At 69.5% G+C, this 15,767-nt stretch carries 15 protein-coding genes; 7 read left to right on the top strand and 8 right to left on the bottom strand.

From position 1 onward, the window contains the following. Nucleotides 1-25: 25 nt before the first annotated feature. Nucleotides 26-787, top strand: coding sequence for an IclR family transcriptional regulator (locus tag AVE30378_RS26370; RefSeq protein WP_129245185.1), 762 nt, complete (start codon nucleotides 26-28; stop codon nucleotides 785-787). Here the strand turns inward: AVE30378_RS26370 and AVE30378_RS26365 are convergent. Continuing rightward, nucleotides 784-2,385, bottom strand: a complete 1,602-nt coding sequence (locus AVE30378_RS26365; protein WP_244235150.1) for an FAD/NAD(P)-binding protein — start codon at nucleotides 2,383-2,385, stop codon at nucleotides 784-786. The two genes, AVE30378_RS26370 and AVE30378_RS26365, sit on opposite strands and share 4 nt — an antisense overlap. Continuing rightward, a complete protein-coding gene (locus tag AVE30378_RS26360; RefSeq protein WP_129245182.1) occupies nucleotides 2,382-3,350 on the bottom strand; it encodes a tripartite tricarboxylate transporter substrate binding protein in 969 nt (322 codons plus the stop codon). Before AVE30378_RS26360 ends, AVE30378_RS26365 begins: the two co-directional genes overlap by 4 nt. 311 nt (nucleotides 3,351-3,661) lie before the next feature. Here AVE30378_RS26360 and AVE30378_RS26355 point away from each other — a divergent pair, with 311 nt between their 5' ends. From AVE30378_RS26355 to AVE30378_RS26335, 5 genes are read left to right on the top strand one after another with little or no spacing between them, the layout of a single operon-like run. Continuing rightward, a complete protein-coding gene (locus AVE30378_RS26355) occupies nucleotides 3,662-4,831 on the top strand; it encodes a CaiB/BaiF CoA transferase family protein (protein ID WP_129245180.1) in 1,170 nt (389 codons plus the stop codon). After that, complete coding sequence (locus AVE30378_RS26350; protein ID WP_129245179.1) at nucleotides 4,828-5,550, top strand: enoyl-CoA hydratase/isomerase family protein; 723 nt, start codon at nucleotides 4,828-4,830, stop codon at nucleotides 5,548-5,550. The genes AVE30378_RS26355 and AVE30378_RS26350 overlap by 4 nt, the downstream gene beginning before the upstream one ends. A gap of 31 nt (nucleotides 5,551-5,581) precedes the next feature. Then, nucleotides 5,582-6,415 carry a CoA transferase subunit A gene (locus tag AVE30378_RS26345; protein ID WP_129245176.1) on the top strand — a complete coding sequence of 278 codons (834 nt, stop codon included), beginning with the start codon at nucleotides 5,582-5,584 and terminating at the stop codon, nucleotides 6,413-6,415. Further along, the gene (locus AVE30378_RS26340; RefSeq protein WP_129245175.1) at nucleotides 6,408-7,142 is read left to right on the top strand and encodes a CoA-transferase subunit beta; all 735 of its coding nucleotides are present in this window, start codon (nucleotides 6,408-6,410) and stop codon (nucleotides 7,140-7,142) included. Before AVE30378_RS26345 ends, AVE30378_RS26340 begins: the two co-directional genes overlap by 8 nt. Nucleotides 7,143-7,151: 9 nt before the next feature. Beyond that, entirely contained in the window at nucleotides 7,152-8,633 is a 1,482-nt protein-coding gene (locus tag AVE30378_RS26335; RefSeq protein WP_129245173.1) for a class I adenylate-forming enzyme family protein, read from the top strand. A gap of 40 nt (nucleotides 8,634-8,673) precedes the next feature. On the opposite strand, the gene AVE30378_RS26330 is transcribed toward AVE30378_RS26335, so the two are convergent. Then, nucleotides 8,674-9,645, bottom strand: coding sequence for a Bug family tripartite tricarboxylate transporter substrate binding protein (locus AVE30378_RS26330; RefSeq protein WP_129245171.1), 972 nt, complete (start codon nucleotides 9,643-9,645; stop codon nucleotides 8,674-8,676). Nucleotides 9,646-9,707: 62 nt separating this feature from the next. Further along, nucleotides 9,708-10,577, bottom strand: a complete 870-nt coding sequence (locus tag AVE30378_RS26325) for a fumarylacetoacetate hydrolase family protein (protein WP_129245169.1) — start codon at nucleotides 10,575-10,577, stop codon at nucleotides 9,708-9,710. Nucleotides 10,578-10,760: 183 nt separating this feature from the next. On the opposite strand from AVE30378_RS26325, the gene AVE30378_RS26320 reads away from it, so the two are divergent. After that, complete coding sequence (locus AVE30378_RS26320; protein ID WP_129245167.1) at nucleotides 10,761-11,429, top strand: FadR/GntR family transcriptional regulator; 669 nt, start codon at nucleotides 10,761-10,763, stop codon at nucleotides 11,427-11,429. 28 nt (nucleotides 11,430-11,457) lie between these two features. Here AVE30378_RS26320 and AVE30378_RS26315 read toward each other — a convergent pair whose 3' ends face one another. From AVE30378_RS26315 to AVE30378_RS26300, 4 genes are read right to left on the bottom strand one after another with little or no spacing between them, the layout of a single operon-like run. Beyond that, entirely contained in the window at nucleotides 11,458-12,354 is an 897-nt protein-coding gene (locus AVE30378_RS26315) for a GntR family transcriptional regulator (protein WP_129245165.1), read from the bottom strand. Nucleotides 12,355-12,359: 5 nt separating this feature from the next. After that, nucleotides 12,360-13,412 (bottom strand): 4-hydroxythreonine-4-phosphate dehydrogenase PdxA, encoded by a 1,053-nt coding sequence (pdxA, locus tag AVE30378_RS26310; protein ID WP_129245163.1) that lies wholly within the window; start codon nucleotides 13,410-13,412, stop codon nucleotides 12,360-12,362. Then, entirely contained in the window at nucleotides 13,409-14,626 is a 1,218-nt protein-coding gene (gene dtnK / locus AVE30378_RS26305; protein ID WP_129245161.1) for a D-threonate kinase, read from the bottom strand. The genes pdxA and dtnK overlap by 4 nt, the downstream gene beginning before the upstream one ends. After that, a complete protein-coding gene (locus AVE30378_RS26300) occupies nucleotides 14,623-15,654 on the bottom strand; it encodes a 2-keto-3-deoxygluconate permease (RefSeq protein WP_422393622.1) in 1,032 nt (343 codons plus the stop codon). The genes dtnK and AVE30378_RS26300 overlap by 4 nt, the downstream gene beginning before the upstream one ends. Nucleotides 15,655-15,767 lie beyond the last annotated feature (113 nt).

Below are 15,767 nucleotides of genomic sequence, written 5' to 3'. Positions count from 1 at the left end.
CTGTCCTAAATATTAGGAAAAAACCATGGACAAGACGCTGCTCAAAGGTCTGATGGTGTTGGAGGCGGTGACCGACGTGGACAATCCGCCGCGCACCATCGACGCGCTGGCGGCCCGGGTCGGGCTGACCCGCAGCAACACCCACCGCACCCTGCAGACCCTGATACACGCCGGCTACGTGATCAAGGACGATGACGGCGGCGGCTATCGCGGCGCCGTGCGCCTGTTCGAACTGGCGGCCCGCCAGCTCGCGCAGTTGGACGTGCGCAAGCTGGCCGCGCCCTTCATGCGCGCGCTGGCGGACCAGACCGGCGAGACCGTGCACTTATCGGTGCTGGACGGTTTCGACGTGGTCTACATCGACAAGATCGACAGCCCGCAGCCGATACGCGCCTATTCGATGGTGGGCGGACGCGCGCCCGCCTACGCGGTCGCCACCGGCAAGGCCTTGCTGGCCTACCAGGCCGAAGGCTATGTCGAACGCTATGCCGACAGGCTGCTGCGCCATACGCCGTCGACCATCGTGTCCATGCCGCTGCTGAAAGACGAGCTGCGCAAGATCGCGCGCGCCGGCTACGCGGTCAACCGGGGCGAATGGCGCGAAGGGGTGGGCGGGCTGGCCGTGACCCTGTTCAACAGCCTGGACCAGCCGGTGGCGGCGGTTGGCATATCCGGCCCGCTGGACCGCCTCAGCGCGGCGAGGATGAAGCAGTTGGCGCCGGATGTGGCGGCGTGTGCGCAGTCCATTTCGCAGGGGATGGGTTATCGCCGGGGCTTTCTGGGCTAGCGCAAGGCTTCTTTCAGCATGGGCGGGCCTTCCCGGACGCCCGCCCGCGAGATCTCCGCGGCGATGCGGCGCGCCTGGTCGCGCGCAAGCCGCGCATTCACGTCCATGGACGTGGTCCAGAAGTAGGTGCCGCCCGCCAGGCTGCCCAATACCGATATACCAGGCTGGACCTCGCCCCGCGCATTCTTCAGGCAGCCCGTTCCGTAGTCCAGCGCCAGGCCGCCATGGGGATCGGCCCGCGCGTGTCCGTCGCGCAGCAGCGAAGCCACCAGCGGGTCTTGCGCGCCCGGCGCATCCACCGAGAAGCTGGTGGCGTTGACCAGGTAGCGGCTGGCGTGCGTGGAGATGGCGCCCGAGGCGCCGCGCAGCCGCGTATGGAACAGCCCGTTGGCGGCGTCGTACCGGCTGTCCAGGTAGCCGGCGCCGACCTGCAACTGGCCCGTGCGGAACAGCGCCTGGAGCTTGAGCGCATTGCGCATGGGGAAGGTGGCGCGCCGCGCCATCCACAGCGAGCGCCATTGCGATTGGAAGCGTCCGCGTTCGGCATCGGGCATCAAGTGCCAGATCTGGTCCACGGCCGCGTTGGTCGCCGCCGCCACGGCCTGCCACGGCCGGGCCGCCAGCGCGGACCGCCTGATCTCTTCGTCCAGCGCGATCCGCGCATCGCCCGCCAGGCCCAGCAGGTCGTCCGCGTCCACGCTGCCTCCCAGGGCCAGCACCTCGTCCTTGAGCGCCGCGGCGATCACGTCCACCGACAGGCCGCCGCCGTGCCTGGCGGCAAGCCGCAGCGCGCCGTCGCGGCTCAGTTGGCGCAGGCTGTCCGGCGGACGATTGTGGGGGCTGCGCACGGCGGGCAGGCGGCCATTGCGCGAGACGCACAGGATAGGGCCGCGATGCGCCGCCTGCTGCAAGGCGGCCACCGCGTCCACGGCGCTCAGGCTCGTGCCGACGATGCAGACCGGCGCGTCGGCGGCGATGCCGCCGGCCAGCGCGTGGACGGGATAGGGGCTGTTGAAATAGCCGGGCGCGTCCCGCAGGCCGGGGAACGCCAGCGAGGGCAGATTGCCGTTGCACAGCACCGCAAGGCGCGCCACGCAGGGCGCGCCTTGCTCGGGTTCGACGCGCACGCCTGCGCCGGCAGGCAGCGGCGCCACGCGGCGCACGCGGCTTTGCGCGTGCGTGAGCGCGACGCCCAGCGTGCGCGCCAGGTCCCGGGCCCGCGCGTAGACCGCGCGCATATAGGCCCCGAACAACGGGCGGGGCAGGAAATCGGCGGGGTCTATCGTCTCCGCGCCCTGGGCGCGCAGCCAGGCGGGGTCCTGTCCGCGCAGCCACTCCACGAAGTCCAGCCTGTGGTCCGCCAGCGCCGACATATTGCCGGCGGGGATGTTGAGCAGGTTGCTGGACAGGTCGTCCTGGTAGGCGCCGCCCGGGCCCGGTTCGGCCTGCGGTTCGTACAGGACGATGGCGGGCGGCGGGCCGGCGGCGGGATCCAGGCAGAGCAGGAACTGGTAGAGAAAGCTGACGGCCACCGAACCGCCGCCCACGATGGCCAGGTCCGCCGCGGGCGGCGACGACGTTGCGCGCGGCGCCGTCATTTGGCGGCCGACAGGCGCACGACTTCCGCCCAGCGGGCGACTTCCTGCTTGAGCACGCGGCTGGTGTCGGCGGGCGTGGTGGCCACGGCGTCGGCGCCCAGCTTCAGCGCGGCCTGCTGCACCGAAGCCATGGCGGCGGCCTTCTGCATTCCGGCCGACAGCTTGTCCACCACGGCCGGCGGCGTGCCCGCGGGAGCCAGCAGCGCGTAGGTGGTGGCCACCGAATAGTCCTTCACGCCTTGCTCCATCAGGGTGGGCAGGTCCGGCAGCGCGGTGGCGCGCGTGGCGGTCGTCACGCCCAGCAGCCGGATCTTGCCGCTGGCCACCTGCGGCAACAGCGCCGGCAGCGTTTCGATGACCATGTCGATCTGGCCGCCCAACAGGTCGGTGATGGCCGGCCCGCTGCCGCGGTAGGGCACGTGCATGAGCCGGGTGCCGGTCGCGACCTGGAAGAGTTCGCCCGCCATGTGCTGCGACGTGCCGGGTCCGGCCGAGCCGTAGGTGATGGATCCGGGCTTGCTCTTGGCCAGGGCGACGAGTTCCTGGACGTTCCTGGCGGCGATCTTGTCGCTGTTGACCGCGACGGCCATGGGCATGCTGGTGGCCATGGACACGCCGACGAAGGCGGTGCCGAAGTCATAGCCCGGCTTGTCCGGCATGGCGGCGTGGATCGCATGGCTGCCCACGGCGCCCATCAGCAGCGTGTAGCCGTCCGCGGGGGACTTGGCCACGAATTCCGCGCCGATCTCTCCGCCCGCGCCGGCCTTGTTCTCCACCACCACGCTTTGTCCGAGGTAGTCGCCCAGGTGTTGCGCATAGATGCGCGCGGCGGCATCGGTCGCGCCGCCGGGCGGGAACGGCACGACCATGCGCACGGGTTTCGCGGGCCAGCCGTCCGCCGCGGCCGGGCCGGCGGCCAGCGCCAGGACCGCGCCCGCCAGGGCAATGCGCCATAACTTTTTCATGGAATTCTCCTTTGGGTGGATGGGGCCGTCATGCGCGGACGCGGACCGCGGCTGCGGCCGCCTGTCGTCGCTGCGGCCATTTATTAAGTCCTAAAATATAGGATTCATGTATCAATAAATGGTTTACGTAGAATTCTACACGGTGATATGCTGGTCAACAATTAAGCGATGCACCTAGGGATTGCACTAAGATTCAAGCGGAATCAAGGCGAAATCGGCCAAGCCTGGCCGGATGATGCCATTCCGGGCGGCGCGCTCTTATAATATTTTTCGAATCCCAAATATTGAATTTTCATAACGAGAGGTCAGACATGACACCCAATTCGGCACTGGCCGGCATCACGGTGCTGGAGATTTGCAACGTCGCGGCGGGCCCGTTTTGCGGCATGTTGCTGGCGGATATGGGCGCCGACGTGATCAAGGTCGAGAACCCCGAAGGCGGCGACACACTGCGAAGCTGGCCGCCCATCTCCGACGGCTACAGCGAGAACTTCGCGTCGCTCAACCGCAACAAGCGTTCGGTGACGCTGAACTTGAAAGACCCGGCCGACCTGGCCCTGGCGCGCGAACTGGCGTCGACGGCGGACGTGCTGATCGAGAACAACCGGCCGGGCGTGATGGAACGCCTGGGCTTGGGCTACGCCCAGTTGCGCGAAGTGAATCCCGCGCTCGTCTATTGTTCGATTTCGGCCTATGGCCAGTCGGGGCCGCGTTCGCAGGAAGGCGGCTTCGACCTGACCATCCAGGCCATGAGCGGGCTGATGAGCGTGACGGGCGAAGCCGGCGGGGAACCCGTGAAGTGCGGCGTGCCGGTAGCGGACTTTTCGGCGGGGCTGTACGGGGCCTTCGCCATCGCGTCGGCCCTGCGGGCGGCGCAGGCCAGCGGGCAGGGCACGCACATCGACGTGCCGATGCTGGGCGCGACGCTGGGCATCGCGGCCTTGCAGACCTCGGAGTTCTTCGGCAGCGGCCGGGATCCGGTCAAGCTGGGTTCGGCGCATCCGCGCAACGCGCCGTACCAGGCGTTCCGCTGCAAGGGCGGCTACTTCGGCATGGCTGCGGGCAACCAGGCGCTGTGGAAGGGCGTGTGCGCCGTGGTCGGCCGGGAAGACCTGCTGGCCGATTCCCGCTTTACCGATACCAGCGCCCGCGCGCGCAACCAGACCGCGCTGCGCGAGATCCTGGAGGCCATCTTCGAGGCCGAGGACGCGCAGACCTGGCTGGCGCGCTTCCGCGCCGCCGGCGTGCCGTGCGCGCCGATCAACACTTATTCCGAAGTGCTGGCCGACCCGCAGGTGGAGCACATGGGCTGGGTGCAGTCCGTGGAACTGCCGAACGGCGTGCGCACGCGCACCTTCGGCCTGCCGGTGCGCTTCGACGGCGAGACCACGGCCTTGCGCCGCCGCCCGCCCGCGCTGGGCGAGCACAATGACGAAGTGCTGGGCGCGCTGCGCGCGGGCAAGAAGGGGGCGGCGGCATGAGCGGCGCCCTGCGTATCGACGGACAAGGCGGCAGCCGCGTGTTTACGCTGTCGCGGTCCGAGAAAATGAACGCGCTGTCGGCCGACCTGGTGGAGGCCCTGATCGCCGCGCTGGACGAGGCCGAGGCGCAAGGCGCCAGGCTCATCGTGCTGAAGGGCGAAGGCAGGAACTTCAGCGCCGGCTTCGACTTCGGCGATTGGGAGGCGCAGAGCGAAGGCGACCTGCTGCTGCGCTTCGTGCGCATCGAAATGCTGCTGCAACGGCTGGCGGGCTCGCCCTGCCTGACCGTGGCGCTGGCGCATGGGCGCAACTTCGGCGCGGGCGTGGACCTGTTCGGCGCCTGCAAGTGGCGCGTCAGCGCGCCGGACGCCACGTTCCGCATGCCCGGACTGAAGTTCGGCCTGGTGCTGGGCACGCGGCGTTTCGCGTCGCTGGTGGGCGCCGAGCGTGCGCGCGCCATCCTGGAGCAGGCCGCCACGTTCGGCGCGGAAGAGGCCTTGCGAGACGGCTTCGCCAGCCGGCTCGCGGCGCCGCCAGCATGGCCGGACATCGAGCGGCAGGCGCTGGAAACCGCGTCCGCCCTGACGTGCGCCAGCCGCGTCCAACTGTACGCGGCGCTGTCGGCCGAAGCGCCCGACACCGACCTGGCCCGCCTGGTGCGCTCGGCCGCCCAGCCCGGCCTGAAGGCGCGCGTGGCGGCCTATCTGCAGGCGCGCTAGCCCTACAAGACAAAGCAGGCAAGGAGACAACATGGCATCGGGATTCAACCAAGAGAACAAGCGGCGTTCGCTGGTGGAGCTGGCGGCGCTGGTGCCGGACGGGGCGTCGATCGCCCTGGGCGGCAGCTTTCTGCACCGCGGGCCGTTCGCCTTCGTGCGCGAACTGATCCGCCAGGGGCGGCGCGACCTGGAACTGGTCAAGCAGTCGCCGGGCTACGACGTGGACATTCTGTGCCGCGCGGGCGCGCTGCGCCGCGTGCGCGCGGGCATCGTCGCGATGGAAGGCAACTTCGGCCTGGCGCCGTGGTACCGCAAGGCCGTGGAGCGCCGCGAGATCGAACTGGAGGAGCATGCCTGCGCCAGCCTGACCGCCGGCTTGCGGGCGGCGGCTTTCGGCGTGCCGTTCCAGCCTTGCGGCGGCCTGCACGGCAGCGGGCTGCCCGAACTCAATGGCTGGAAATGCCTGGACGACCCCTATGGCAGCGGCCAGAAGACCTGGGTGGTGCCGGCGATCCGGCCCGACTTCGCCGTGATCCAGGCTTCCGAGGTGGACGCGCGGGGCAATGTGCGGGTGCAGGGCACCGCGCACTGGGACCGCATCATGTCGCGCGCCGCGGGCAGCGTGCTGGTGGTGGCCGAGAAAGTCGTCGACAGCGCCGTGTTCGAGGCGAACCCGGAATCCACTCTGATCCCGTTCTTCATGGTGCAGGCGTACGCGGTGGTGCCGCGGGGCGCGTGGCCGGGATCCTGCTGGCCCGACTACGCCATCGACTATCCGGCGGTGGAGGCATACATGGACAAGCAGGGCGATCTGCAGGCGCACATGGCCGCCGCGCCCGAAGCGCAAGAGGTGCATCATGGCTGAGCAATGGTCGGGCTTTTCGTACATCGTGACCAACCTGGCGCGCTTCATCCGCCCGGACGAGATCACCTTCAGCGGCGTGAATTCCACCATGCCGATGCTGGCCTGCCTGCTGGCCAAGCGGGCCTACGACTTCGACTTCGTCTACATCAACGTGGCCGGAGGCGTGAACCCGCGGCCTTCGCACATTCCGCTTTCCAGTTCGGATCCGGTGCTGGCGGAACACACCGCGTCGATCTTCTCGAACGAGGATTTCTACGACCTCTGCACCCGCGGCCGCATGGACCTGACCTTCCTGGGCGCGGCGCAGATCGACGGCGAGGGCTGCGCCAACAATTCCTGCATCGGCGACTGGCACGAACCCAAGGTGCGCCTGCCGGGCGGCGGCGGCGGCGCGGTGATGCTGCCGACGGCCAGGCGCGCCTGCACCTGGCGCACGGAACACTCGCGCCGCACCTTTGTGCCCAAGCTGGACTTCATGACGTCCTGGGGCGGGTTCCACGGCGTGGTGACGCCCATCGCGGTATTCGTCAAGCGCGACGGAAGGCTGGCGCTGCAATCGTGGCATCCGGAGTCCAGCCTGTCCGAAGTGCGCGAGCGCACCGGCTTCGACTTCGACGCGGCGGGGGCGGCGCCTTCCGAACCGCCCACGGCGGCCGAGGCCCGCGCCTTGCGCGAGCTGGATGCCGACGGGCAGTTCGAACGCGACGCCGCGGTCGCGCTGCGCTAGGAGTCCGCCATGACGATACCCGATGCCACCCTGGCGGCGGCGTGCGCGCGCGCCTGGAGCCAGCCGCAATGGGCGGCGCGCCCGGCCATCGTGACCGCGGAAGGCGCGCTGACGTATGAGGATCTGCATGGCCGGGTCGGGCGGGTCGCGGGCGGCTTGCGCGCGGCCGGCGTCGCGCCCGGCAGCTATGTGGCGATCGCCATGGAGCGGTCGCTGGAGCAGGTGCTGGCCATCCTGGGAACGATGGCGGCGGGCGCGTGCCCGTGCCCCCTGGAGCCGCGGCTGTCGGTCGAAGAGACCGCAAGGCGCGTGGCGGCGGTGGGCCTGGCATGGATGCTGTACGACGAGCCCAATGCCGGAACCGCGCAGGCCAGCGGCCTGGCGCCGGCGCGCCGGCTGGACGCGGGGCGCGTCGCGCAAGGCCCGCTGGACTGGAGCGGCGCGGCCGGCGTCGCGCCCGGCGACCCCGGCCTGCTGCTGTTCACCTCCGGCAGCACGGGCCACCCCAAGGGCGTGCTCCTGAGCCACCGCGGCCTGGCCAACAATGCGCGCGGCGTGCTGGCGCACACCGGCCTGACGCCGGACGACCGCCTGCTGCACGTGATGCCGCTGCACCATACCAACGCGCTGAACAACCAGATTTTCGCGCCGCTGCTGGCGGGGGCCAGCGTGGCGCTGGCGGGCCGCTTCCGCGCGGACGACATGCCGGGCCTGCTGCGCGCGTTCCGGCCCACCATCGTCACCGGCGTGCCCACCATGTACGCCCGCATGCTGGAACTGGAATTCGATCCGGACAGCCTGGCGGGCCTGCGCTTCGCGCGTTGCGGCTCGGCCCCGATCACCGAGGCGCTGCACCGGCGCATCGAGGCGTTCCTGGGCTGTCCGCTGGTTGTGTCCTACGGTTTGTCGGAGGCCACCTGCACGTCCACCATGAATCCGCCCGGCGCGCGGCGCGTGGGCTCGGTGGGCACGGTGCTGGCGGGGCAGAGCGTGAGCCTGCGCTTGCCGGACGGCACCGAGGCAGCGCCGGGCGGCGAAGGCGAGATCTGCATCGCGGGCGATAGTCTGATGCTGGGTTACCTGGGCGTGGAGGGCGCGGACGAGGGCGCGTTGCGGCTATTGCGCACCGGCGATCTGGGGCGTTTCGATGAACAGGGCTACCTGAGCATCACGGGCCGCATCAAGGACGTGATCATCCGGGGAGGCGAGAACATCTCGCCCGCGCTGGTCGAGGGCGTCGTTACCGGTTTGCCGGGCGTGGCGGCGTGCTGCGTCGTGGGCGCGCCGGACGCGGACCTGGGCGAAGTGCCGGTGATTTTCGTACAGCGCGCGGGCGATGATGGGCCGGACGCCTCGGCTATCCAGGCCGAGGTGCTGGCCCGCCTGGGCCGCATTTATGTACCGCGCGACGTGCTGTGGCTGGAGCGCCTGCCCGAGAACGCGGTGGGCAAGGTGGACCGCAAGGCCCTGGCGCGGCAGGCCGCCGCTTAGCGGCGGCCTTCCATGGCGCGGGGCCCGCGGGCTCCGCCGTTTACTCGACCTTACCTATTTTCTGCACCGCCTGCTCCAGCGATACGGAATCCTTCTTCCAGTATTCATCGAAGGCCGGCGCATCCAGGTATTGCACGGGGCTGCCGGTGCCGGCGATCCGGGATTGCACGCCGGGATCGTCAAGGATTTCCTTGACGGTCTTGCGCAGCCGGTCGACGACCTCAGGCGGCGTGCCGGTGCGGGCGAATACGCCGGACCATTGCACGAAGCTGATGTCGTAGCCTTGCGATTTGAAGGACGGCACTTGCGGCAGGCTGTCGAGCCTGCCGTCACCCCAATGCGCCAGCGGCCTGACGCGCCCGGCCTGGATCAGTTGCATGACGCTGGACGGACCGGTGGCCAGCGCGTCGACCTGTCCGCCGACCAGCGCCTGCACCGCCGGGCCGGCGCCGGTGAAGGGCACATGCATCATCTTGATTCCGGCCGAGTTCTGCAGCATTTCCATCGGAACGTGCATGGTGCCGTAGATGCCCGAGCTGCCGTAGCTGAACTTGCCGGACTGGTTCTTGGCGGCGTCGATGAACTCCCGCAGCGTCTTGTACGGGGCATCGGCGCGCACCACCAGCACCGTCGGATCGGCCGTGATCCGCGCGATCGGCACGAACTGATCCAACTGGTAGGCGGGCTTGCGTTCCAGCAGGCGGTCCGCCGCGGGCAGGATGGAGATGGACGACAGGCTCATCAGGATCGTGTAGCCGTCAGGCTTGGCGCGTCCCGCCTGGCCGATGCCGATGGCGCCGCCCGCGCCGCCCTTGTTTTCGATGACGATGGGCTGGCCCATCTTGTCGCCCATGGCCTGGGCCAGCGGCCGCGCAATCGTGTCGGCGACGCCGCCGGGCGGGAACGGCACGATCATGGTCACGGGATGGTCGGGATAGCCGGCGGCCATCGCGCCGGCCGCGCCAAACGATAGCAGGGCAGCCGCGGCCGCCTGCTTGCAACGCAGGTTCATGTCTCACTCCTTGTGTCGTTAGGTGCCGCGTCGTCGCGCCGTGTCCATGCCGGCGCTTTGTCTTAGACGAAGCGGTTCTCGATCCTGCCGATGCCGTCGATCTCCACCCGCACCACATCGCCGTGCTTGAGGAACTGCGGCGGGGTCAGGCCCTGGCCCACGCCGGCCGGCGTGCCGGTTGCGATGACGTCGCCCGGATACAGCGTGATGCCGCGCGAGCAGGTTTCGATCAAGGTGGGAATGTCGAAGATGAGGTCTTCGGTGTTGCCGTCCTGGCGCAGTTCGCCGTTCACCCAGCAGCGCACGCGGGTTTTCCGGCCGTCCAGTTCATCGGCCGTCACCAGCCACGGGCCCATGGGGCAGAACGTGTCGAACGATTTGCCGAGGTCCCACTGCTGGTGGCGCATCTGCACGTCGCGCGCCGTGACGTCATTGACCACCGTGTAGCCGACCACATGGCTCATGGCCTCCGCGCGCGAGATATTGCGGCCGCCTTTGCCGATCACCACCGCCAGCTCGGCCTCGTAGTCGATTTTGTCCGAAATGCCCGTGGGCAGCCGGACGTCGGCCCAAGGGCCGACTACCGTTTCGGGGACCTTGGTGAACACGATGGGCCAGGACTCGGGATTGGCGTCGTTGTCCTTGAATACCGAGTCGCGCAATTCCTTGGCGTGCGCGTGATAGTTGCGGCCGACGCAAAACAGGTTGCGCCGCTGCGCGGGCAAGGGGGCTTCGTGCTCGACCTGGTCCCAGCGGTAGGACGGGCCGGTCGTGGCCGGCAAGGACCGGCCTTCGGCCAGCAATTGGATCGCGGCCAATGCGCCGCAGTCCGCGAGATCCCGCGGGAAGTCCAGCGCGGTGACAGTGGCGCCGTCATCGGAAACGACGCCCACCCGGCGTTCGCCATCGACTCGGAATACTGCAATCTTCATTTCTGCTCCCAGGGCGGCGCTAGCCGCCTTTGATTTAATACCAAAAAATACCAATTAAGGTATTTTCAGACCCAATTTCGGTTGTGAATATACCAAAATAAACCGATTCGGCGAAAAATTCGACATATCGTCTCAAATTGGACTGGTTTGGTATCATTGGCGCCGATCATTCCAGGAAAGCCCATGAACAAAGCTTCCGCCTTGCGGGCGGTCATCATCGAGAACCTGCAGTCCGGCGCCTGGCCGGCCGGGCACCGCCTGCCCACGGAGCGCGCCCTGAGCGAGCAGTTCGGCATCAGCCGGTCCACGGTGCGCCGGACCTTGTCCGAATTGAAGGATGAAGGGCTGATCTCGCAGCGGGTGGGGAGCGGGACCTATGCCAATCCGCCCTCGGCGCTGGCGCAGGCCGAGGCCGTATTGCGTAGCGAAGTGCTATCGACCAGTCCGGCCGAACTGATGGCGGCGCGGCTGGTGCTGGAGCCGGCCATCGCCGCGCTGGTGGTGCGGCACGGCACGCCCGCCGACTTCGCCGCCATGCAGAATGCTTGCCGGGAAGCCGAGGCCGCGACCAGCTTTGAAGCGTTTGAAGTCTGGGATGCCAAGCTGCACGAGCTGATGGCCACGGCCACCCACAATCTCTTTATCGAAAAAGTGTTCGCCTTGATGACGGCGGCCCGATCGCAGGCCAGTTGGGGCGTGCTCAAGCGGAAAAGCCTGACGCCGGAAAGGCGCCAGGCATATCAGGCCGAGCATCGCGAGATTGTCGACGCGCTGCACGAGCGCGATAGCGAACGGGCGATGGAAGCCGTGCGGCGGCATCTGCTGCACGTGCGGGACAACCTGCTGGGATAGCGGGGAGGGGCCTCGCGGGCGGCGCGTTTCAGCGCTGGCCGCGCAGCCTGGCCAGTTCGGCGGACAGTTCGGACACCAGTGCCTGGGCGCGCGCGAGCGGATCGTTCCCGGCGGCTTCGGACGCGGCGCTTGCCGCGGGCGGCGCGGTCTGCAAGCGGGGCTGCACGCTTTCGTGGCCCACGCTCACGTCCACGTCGAACACCAATTGCTCCGCGCGGTGCCAGGTGGTGAACCATTCCAGCGGCTGGCCGTGCTGGTCCATGCCGCGGCCCTGCAGCATCAGCAGGGGCGTGCCTGCCGGCGTGTCCAGCAGGCCGGCCAGCGCGGCATCGGCGGCGACCGCCCGGATCTGGTTGCGCCCCGCGCCGGGGCGCAGGCCGAAACGGCGCGTGAGCACGCCGTGCAGGGAGGCGTCGGCCAGATCTTCGGCACGCAGTCCGGGGACGGCGTCGGCGGGGAGCCAGGTGCGCACATAGGCCAGCGGCGCTTCGGCCACATGGCGCAGGCGTTCCAGCATCAAGAGGCGGCCGGTGCCGAAGAACTCGGCGACTTCGGCCGGCGGCTCGGCGCGGGCGAAGGTCAGCACGCGCGTTTGCAGGGCCACGCCCGATTGGGCGAATTGCTCGTACAGGCCGGTGGAGCGCTGCACCAGCCGGCGATGTTCCTGCGGCGCCGCGACGGTGGCGGGGCGTCCGCTTTCGCGATGGATCAGACCTTCGGCGGCCAGGGCCGCGAGCGCCTGGCGCACGACGCTGCGCGCCACGCCGAAGCGTTCGCACAGGGCGGCCTCGCTGGGCAGCGCGGCGCCGGCCGCGAGCTTGTTGCCGCGGATGTATCCGCGCAGCAGGGCCGCCACCTGGGCGTGCAGCGGCGTATCGCCGGAGCGGTCAAGAACGGGCAATGCGTCGTGCGTGGCGGGCGCCATGGGAATCAACCTCCGGTTTGTGCCCGCGCAGTTTCCCATACATGCGTCCAGCCCGGGGCCAGGTGGGCGGCGCGCTCGGCGGCCAGGACCAGGCTGTCTTCGCGGGCGATTCCCTTTCCGGCGATGTCGAAGGCGGTGCCGTGGTCCACGGACACGCGCACGACCGGCAGGCCGACGGTGATGTTCACGCCGTCGTCGCCGTAGACCGCCTTGAAGGGCGCGTGGCCCTGGTCGTGGTAACAGGCGATCACGAACTGCCATTTGCCGCGCACGGCCTGCGGGAACAGCGCGTCCGCCGGGATCGGGCCGGCCGCCAGGATGCCCGCGGCATTGGCTTCGGCCACCGCGGGCGCCAGGATGTCGGCGTCTTCGCTGCCGAAAATGCCGTTTTCGCCCGCGTGCGGGTTCAGCCCCGACACGGCCACCGGCTGGTCGCCGCGGCCCAGCGCCTTGGCGAACGAACCGGCAAGGCGCAGCACCGCGCGCATGCGCGCCGGGGTCAGGTCTTCGATGGCCTGGCGCAGCGACACGTGGGTGGTGGCGTGGAAGATGTAGAGGTCGCCGGCCGACAGCACCAGCGAGAAGGTCTTGACCCCGAACTCGTGGGCCAGCAGTTCGGTGTGGCCGGGCCACTTGTGGCCGGCGGCGTGCATGGCGGCCTTGTTCAGCGGGGCGGTCACGATGCCGTCGACTTCGCCGGCGCGCGCCAGGGCGCAGGCCGTGGTGACGAAGCGCACCGATCCGTCGCCCGCGTCCGCGCTGATTTCGCCCTGCTTGACGTGGGCCAGCGACGGGCCGGCCTGCAGCACTTCGATCGTGCCGGGCGTGTTGGCGCAGTCGGCCGCCCGGTCCAGCTTGCGGACGATGGCGGGGTCGCCGCCCAGGCCGCGCACGGCATTGGCCATCACGTCCACGTCGCCGACCACCAGCAGGCGGGCCTTCTGGCGCAGGTCGTCATGGCCCATCAGCATCTTGGCCGTGATCTCCGGCCCGATGCCCGCCACGTCGCCCAGGGTCACGGCCAGCAAGGGCAGCTTGTTGGGTTGGGGTTGTGTCATCGCTTGAATCTCCTGTCGCGGATCGCGCGGACCGCGCGAACCAGTACGTCTTCGGTGCCAAAGCCGCCGGCCTTGGTCACCACGGGCAGGCCGGCGGCCGCGCCCCCGGTCAGCGTGCCCAGGGGCACGCCGCCCATGACTTCGTCCACCAGCGCGATGCCGCGGGCGCCGAGCGCGACCAGAACGCTGCGCGCGCCGTCGCCGCCGGTGGCCACGACGCCGGCCGCCTGCGAGGCGGCGATGAGCTGCGCGGCCAGGCTGCCCAGGCGTTCGGCGACCGTCTCGGAGTCCAGGCCGTCCAGTTGTCCTTCAGGAGCCAGCAGCAGCACGGTGCCGGCTTCCCGCGGGGCTTGCGCGTGCGCTTGCAGCAGGGGGCGGCTCCAGGCCTGCCATGCCGCGTCGTCGGCCAACTGGGCCAGCGACGGCGTCCAGGTGTCGGCGCCCGCGGCCCGCAGGGCGGCGGCTTGCGCGCGCGCCGCGCTGTGCTGGGAGGTCACGACGACCACGACGGGCGCCGTCTGGTCGGCGCCGGCCCAGACCCGGGCCAGCGGCACGGCCAGGCCGCCCGCGCCCACGGGCAGGGCGCTTTCGCCCAGCAGGCCGATGGCGCGCGCCAGCCGTTCCAGGTCGGCGTCGGTGGCCGCGTCGACCACCACCGTATTGCCGGCCTGCCGGATGCGCGCCGCCAGCGCTTGCGGCGTGTCGCCGTCCTGCGCCGCCACATGGGCGCAGCCCAGCAGGGTGGGAATATGGCTTTCGGTCACCGGCGTGACCGGGTCGGTGGCGGCCGAGGTTTCGGTGACCGGCTTGCCGTTCACATAGAGAATGCCTTGCTCGACGGTGCGGCCGGTGGCCGGGAACGCGGGGCAGATCACCGCCACCGTGTCCGGGCCCCAGGCCTCGCGCGCCGCGTCGATCTCGGCCTTGAACGCGCCGCGCAAGGTGGAATCCACCTTCTTGTACAGGCGCGACACGCCGGCCGCGCGCAGCCGCTGCACGTTCCGCCGCACGGCCTGGGCCGCGTCGGCGGCGGACAGGGCGCGGCTATTGGTCGTTACCGCCAGCACTTCGACGCCGGCCGTGGCCGGTCCCGACAGCGCTTCGTCGGCGCCGCCGATGGACAGGTGCGTGCTCCAGCCGGCGCGGACGAACTGCACCGCGGTGTCGCCCGACCCGGTCAGGTCGTCGGCGACGATGGCGATCGTAGGATTCAAAGCGCCTCCCCGCGCGCTTCGCGCAGGCCGGCGGGCAGGCCCTCCGGCGCGTCCGCGTCCTCGGACTTGAGTTCACCCGCCCGCTTGAGGAAGTACGAGGCCAGCACCGGCGCCAGGATGGAACTGATCAGCACGCAGGCGGCGACCTGCGCGGTGGCGGCCGACACGTACTGCTGGAAGTTGGGGTCGGCGGCCGCGACTACGGCGGGCGTGGCGATGGCGTTGCCGGCGGTGGTGCCGGCCGCGAAGCCCAGGCCGCTCTTGCCGCCGCGACGCAGGATCAGGCGATAGCCCAGGTAGACCAGGCCGCCCGTGATGGGGCTGATGACCAGGCCCAGGAGCAGGCCGCTGAAGCCGCCGCTGATGACCGCGCCCAGGTTGATGCCGGTGCCCAGCGCGAAGGCGAAGAACGGGATGACGATGTTGGGCACGGGCTTGAGCACGTCGCGCCACTTGGGATCCAGGTTGCCGACGAGCACGCCCAGCAGGAACGGCACCAGCGCCGCCACCAGGGCGATCATCGGAATGTCGGCCATGCCGGACGCGCCCAGGAACAGCAGGCTGAAGAAGGGGCCGTCGTTGATCGCGCTGGCCACGTAGGCGCCGCGGTCGCGGGCGTCGCCGTATTGGCCGGTGTAGGCCAGCCACAGGCCGCCGTTGCTGTTGTCGAAGGCCGCGAGCATCGCCAGGATCGAGATGCCGAACACACCGTCCAGGCCCACGTAGCTGCCCAGGATGATGATGAGGGTGGCGGGCACGATGGTTTTCATCAGCAGGATGGTGCCGGCGGTGGCCAGGATGGGGCCGCCGGTGCGGGTGTTGACCTGCGTGCCGGTCGCGAAGATCAGCAGCGCGATCAGCGGCATGGCGCTGTTCTTGAACAGGGCGGTGGTGAAACCGCCGATGGTCAGCGCGTCAGGGGCGAAGGTGCCGATCAGGGAACCCAGGATCAGCGGCACCAGCATCAATCCACCGGGGATTTTCTGCATCATGCCAAAAAGGGGCGAGCGGGAAGTTTCGTTCGACACAGTCGGAGTCTCCAGGACGGTTTTTGTGGTTGCAGACGTTCATGCGCGCGTCTGTCGGGCGGTTGAAAAACCGTAGTGTACACCTGTACGTACAGCATGTACGTACAGGTTTT

Source organism: Achromobacter veterisilvae, from assembly GCF_900496975.1.
Classification (GTDB): Bacteria; Pseudomonadota; Gammaproteobacteria; order Burkholderiales; family Burkholderiaceae_B; genus Achromobacter; species Achromobacter veterisilvae.
Note: the sequence above shows the minus strand (reverse complement) of the source record. Positions and strands in the feature narration are given on the sequence as shown.

Bases quoted from the DNA above. Each gene is read 5' to 3' on its own strand.
- AVE30378_RS26370 (WP_129245185.1), top strand. From the start codon at position 26: ATGGACAAGACGCTGCTCAAAGGTCTGATGGTGTTGGAGGCGGTGACC.
- AVE30378_RS26365 (WP_244235150.1), bottom strand. From the start codon at position 2,385: ATGACGGCGCCGCGCGCAACGTCGTCGCCGCCCGCGGCGGACCTGGCC.
- AVE30378_RS26360 (WP_129245182.1), bottom strand. From the start codon at position 3,350: ATGAAAAAGTTATGGCGCATTGCCCTGGCGGGCGCGGTCCTGGCGCTG.
- AVE30378_RS26355 (WP_129245180.1), top strand. From the start codon at position 3,662: ATGACACCCAATTCGGCACTGGCCGGCATCACGGTGCTGGAGATTTGC.
- AVE30378_RS26350 (WP_129245179.1), top strand. From the start codon at position 4,828: ATGAGCGGCGCCCTGCGTATCGACGGACAAGGCGGCAGCCGCGTGTTT.
- AVE30378_RS26345 (WP_129245176.1), top strand. From the start codon at position 5,582: ATGGCATCGGGATTCAACCAAGAGAACAAGCGGCGTTCGCTGGTGGAG.
- AVE30378_RS26340 (WP_129245175.1), top strand. From the start codon at position 6,408: ATGGCTGAGCAATGGTCGGGCTTTTCGTACATCGTGACCAACCTGGCG.
- AVE30378_RS26335 (WP_129245173.1), top strand. From the start codon at position 7,152: ATGACGATACCCGATGCCACCCTGGCGGCGGCGTGCGCGCGCGCCTGG.
- AVE30378_RS26330 (WP_129245171.1), bottom strand. From the start codon at position 9,645: ATGAACCTGCGTTGCAAGCAGGCGGCCGCGGCTGCCCTGCTATCGTTT.
- AVE30378_RS26325 (WP_129245169.1), bottom strand. From the start codon at position 10,577: ATGAAGATTGCAGTATTCCGAGTCGATGGCGAACGCCGGGTGGGCGTC.
- AVE30378_RS26320 (WP_129245167.1), top strand. From the start codon at position 10,761: ATGAACAAAGCTTCCGCCTTGCGGGCGGTCATCATCGAGAACCTGCAG.
- AVE30378_RS26315 (WP_129245165.1), bottom strand. From the start codon at position 12,354: ATGGCGCCCGCCACGCACGACGCATTGCCCGTTCTTGACCGCTCCGGC.
- pdxA (WP_129245163.1), bottom strand. From the start codon at position 13,412: ATGACACAACCCCAACCCAACAAGCTGCCCTTGCTGGCCGTGACCCTG.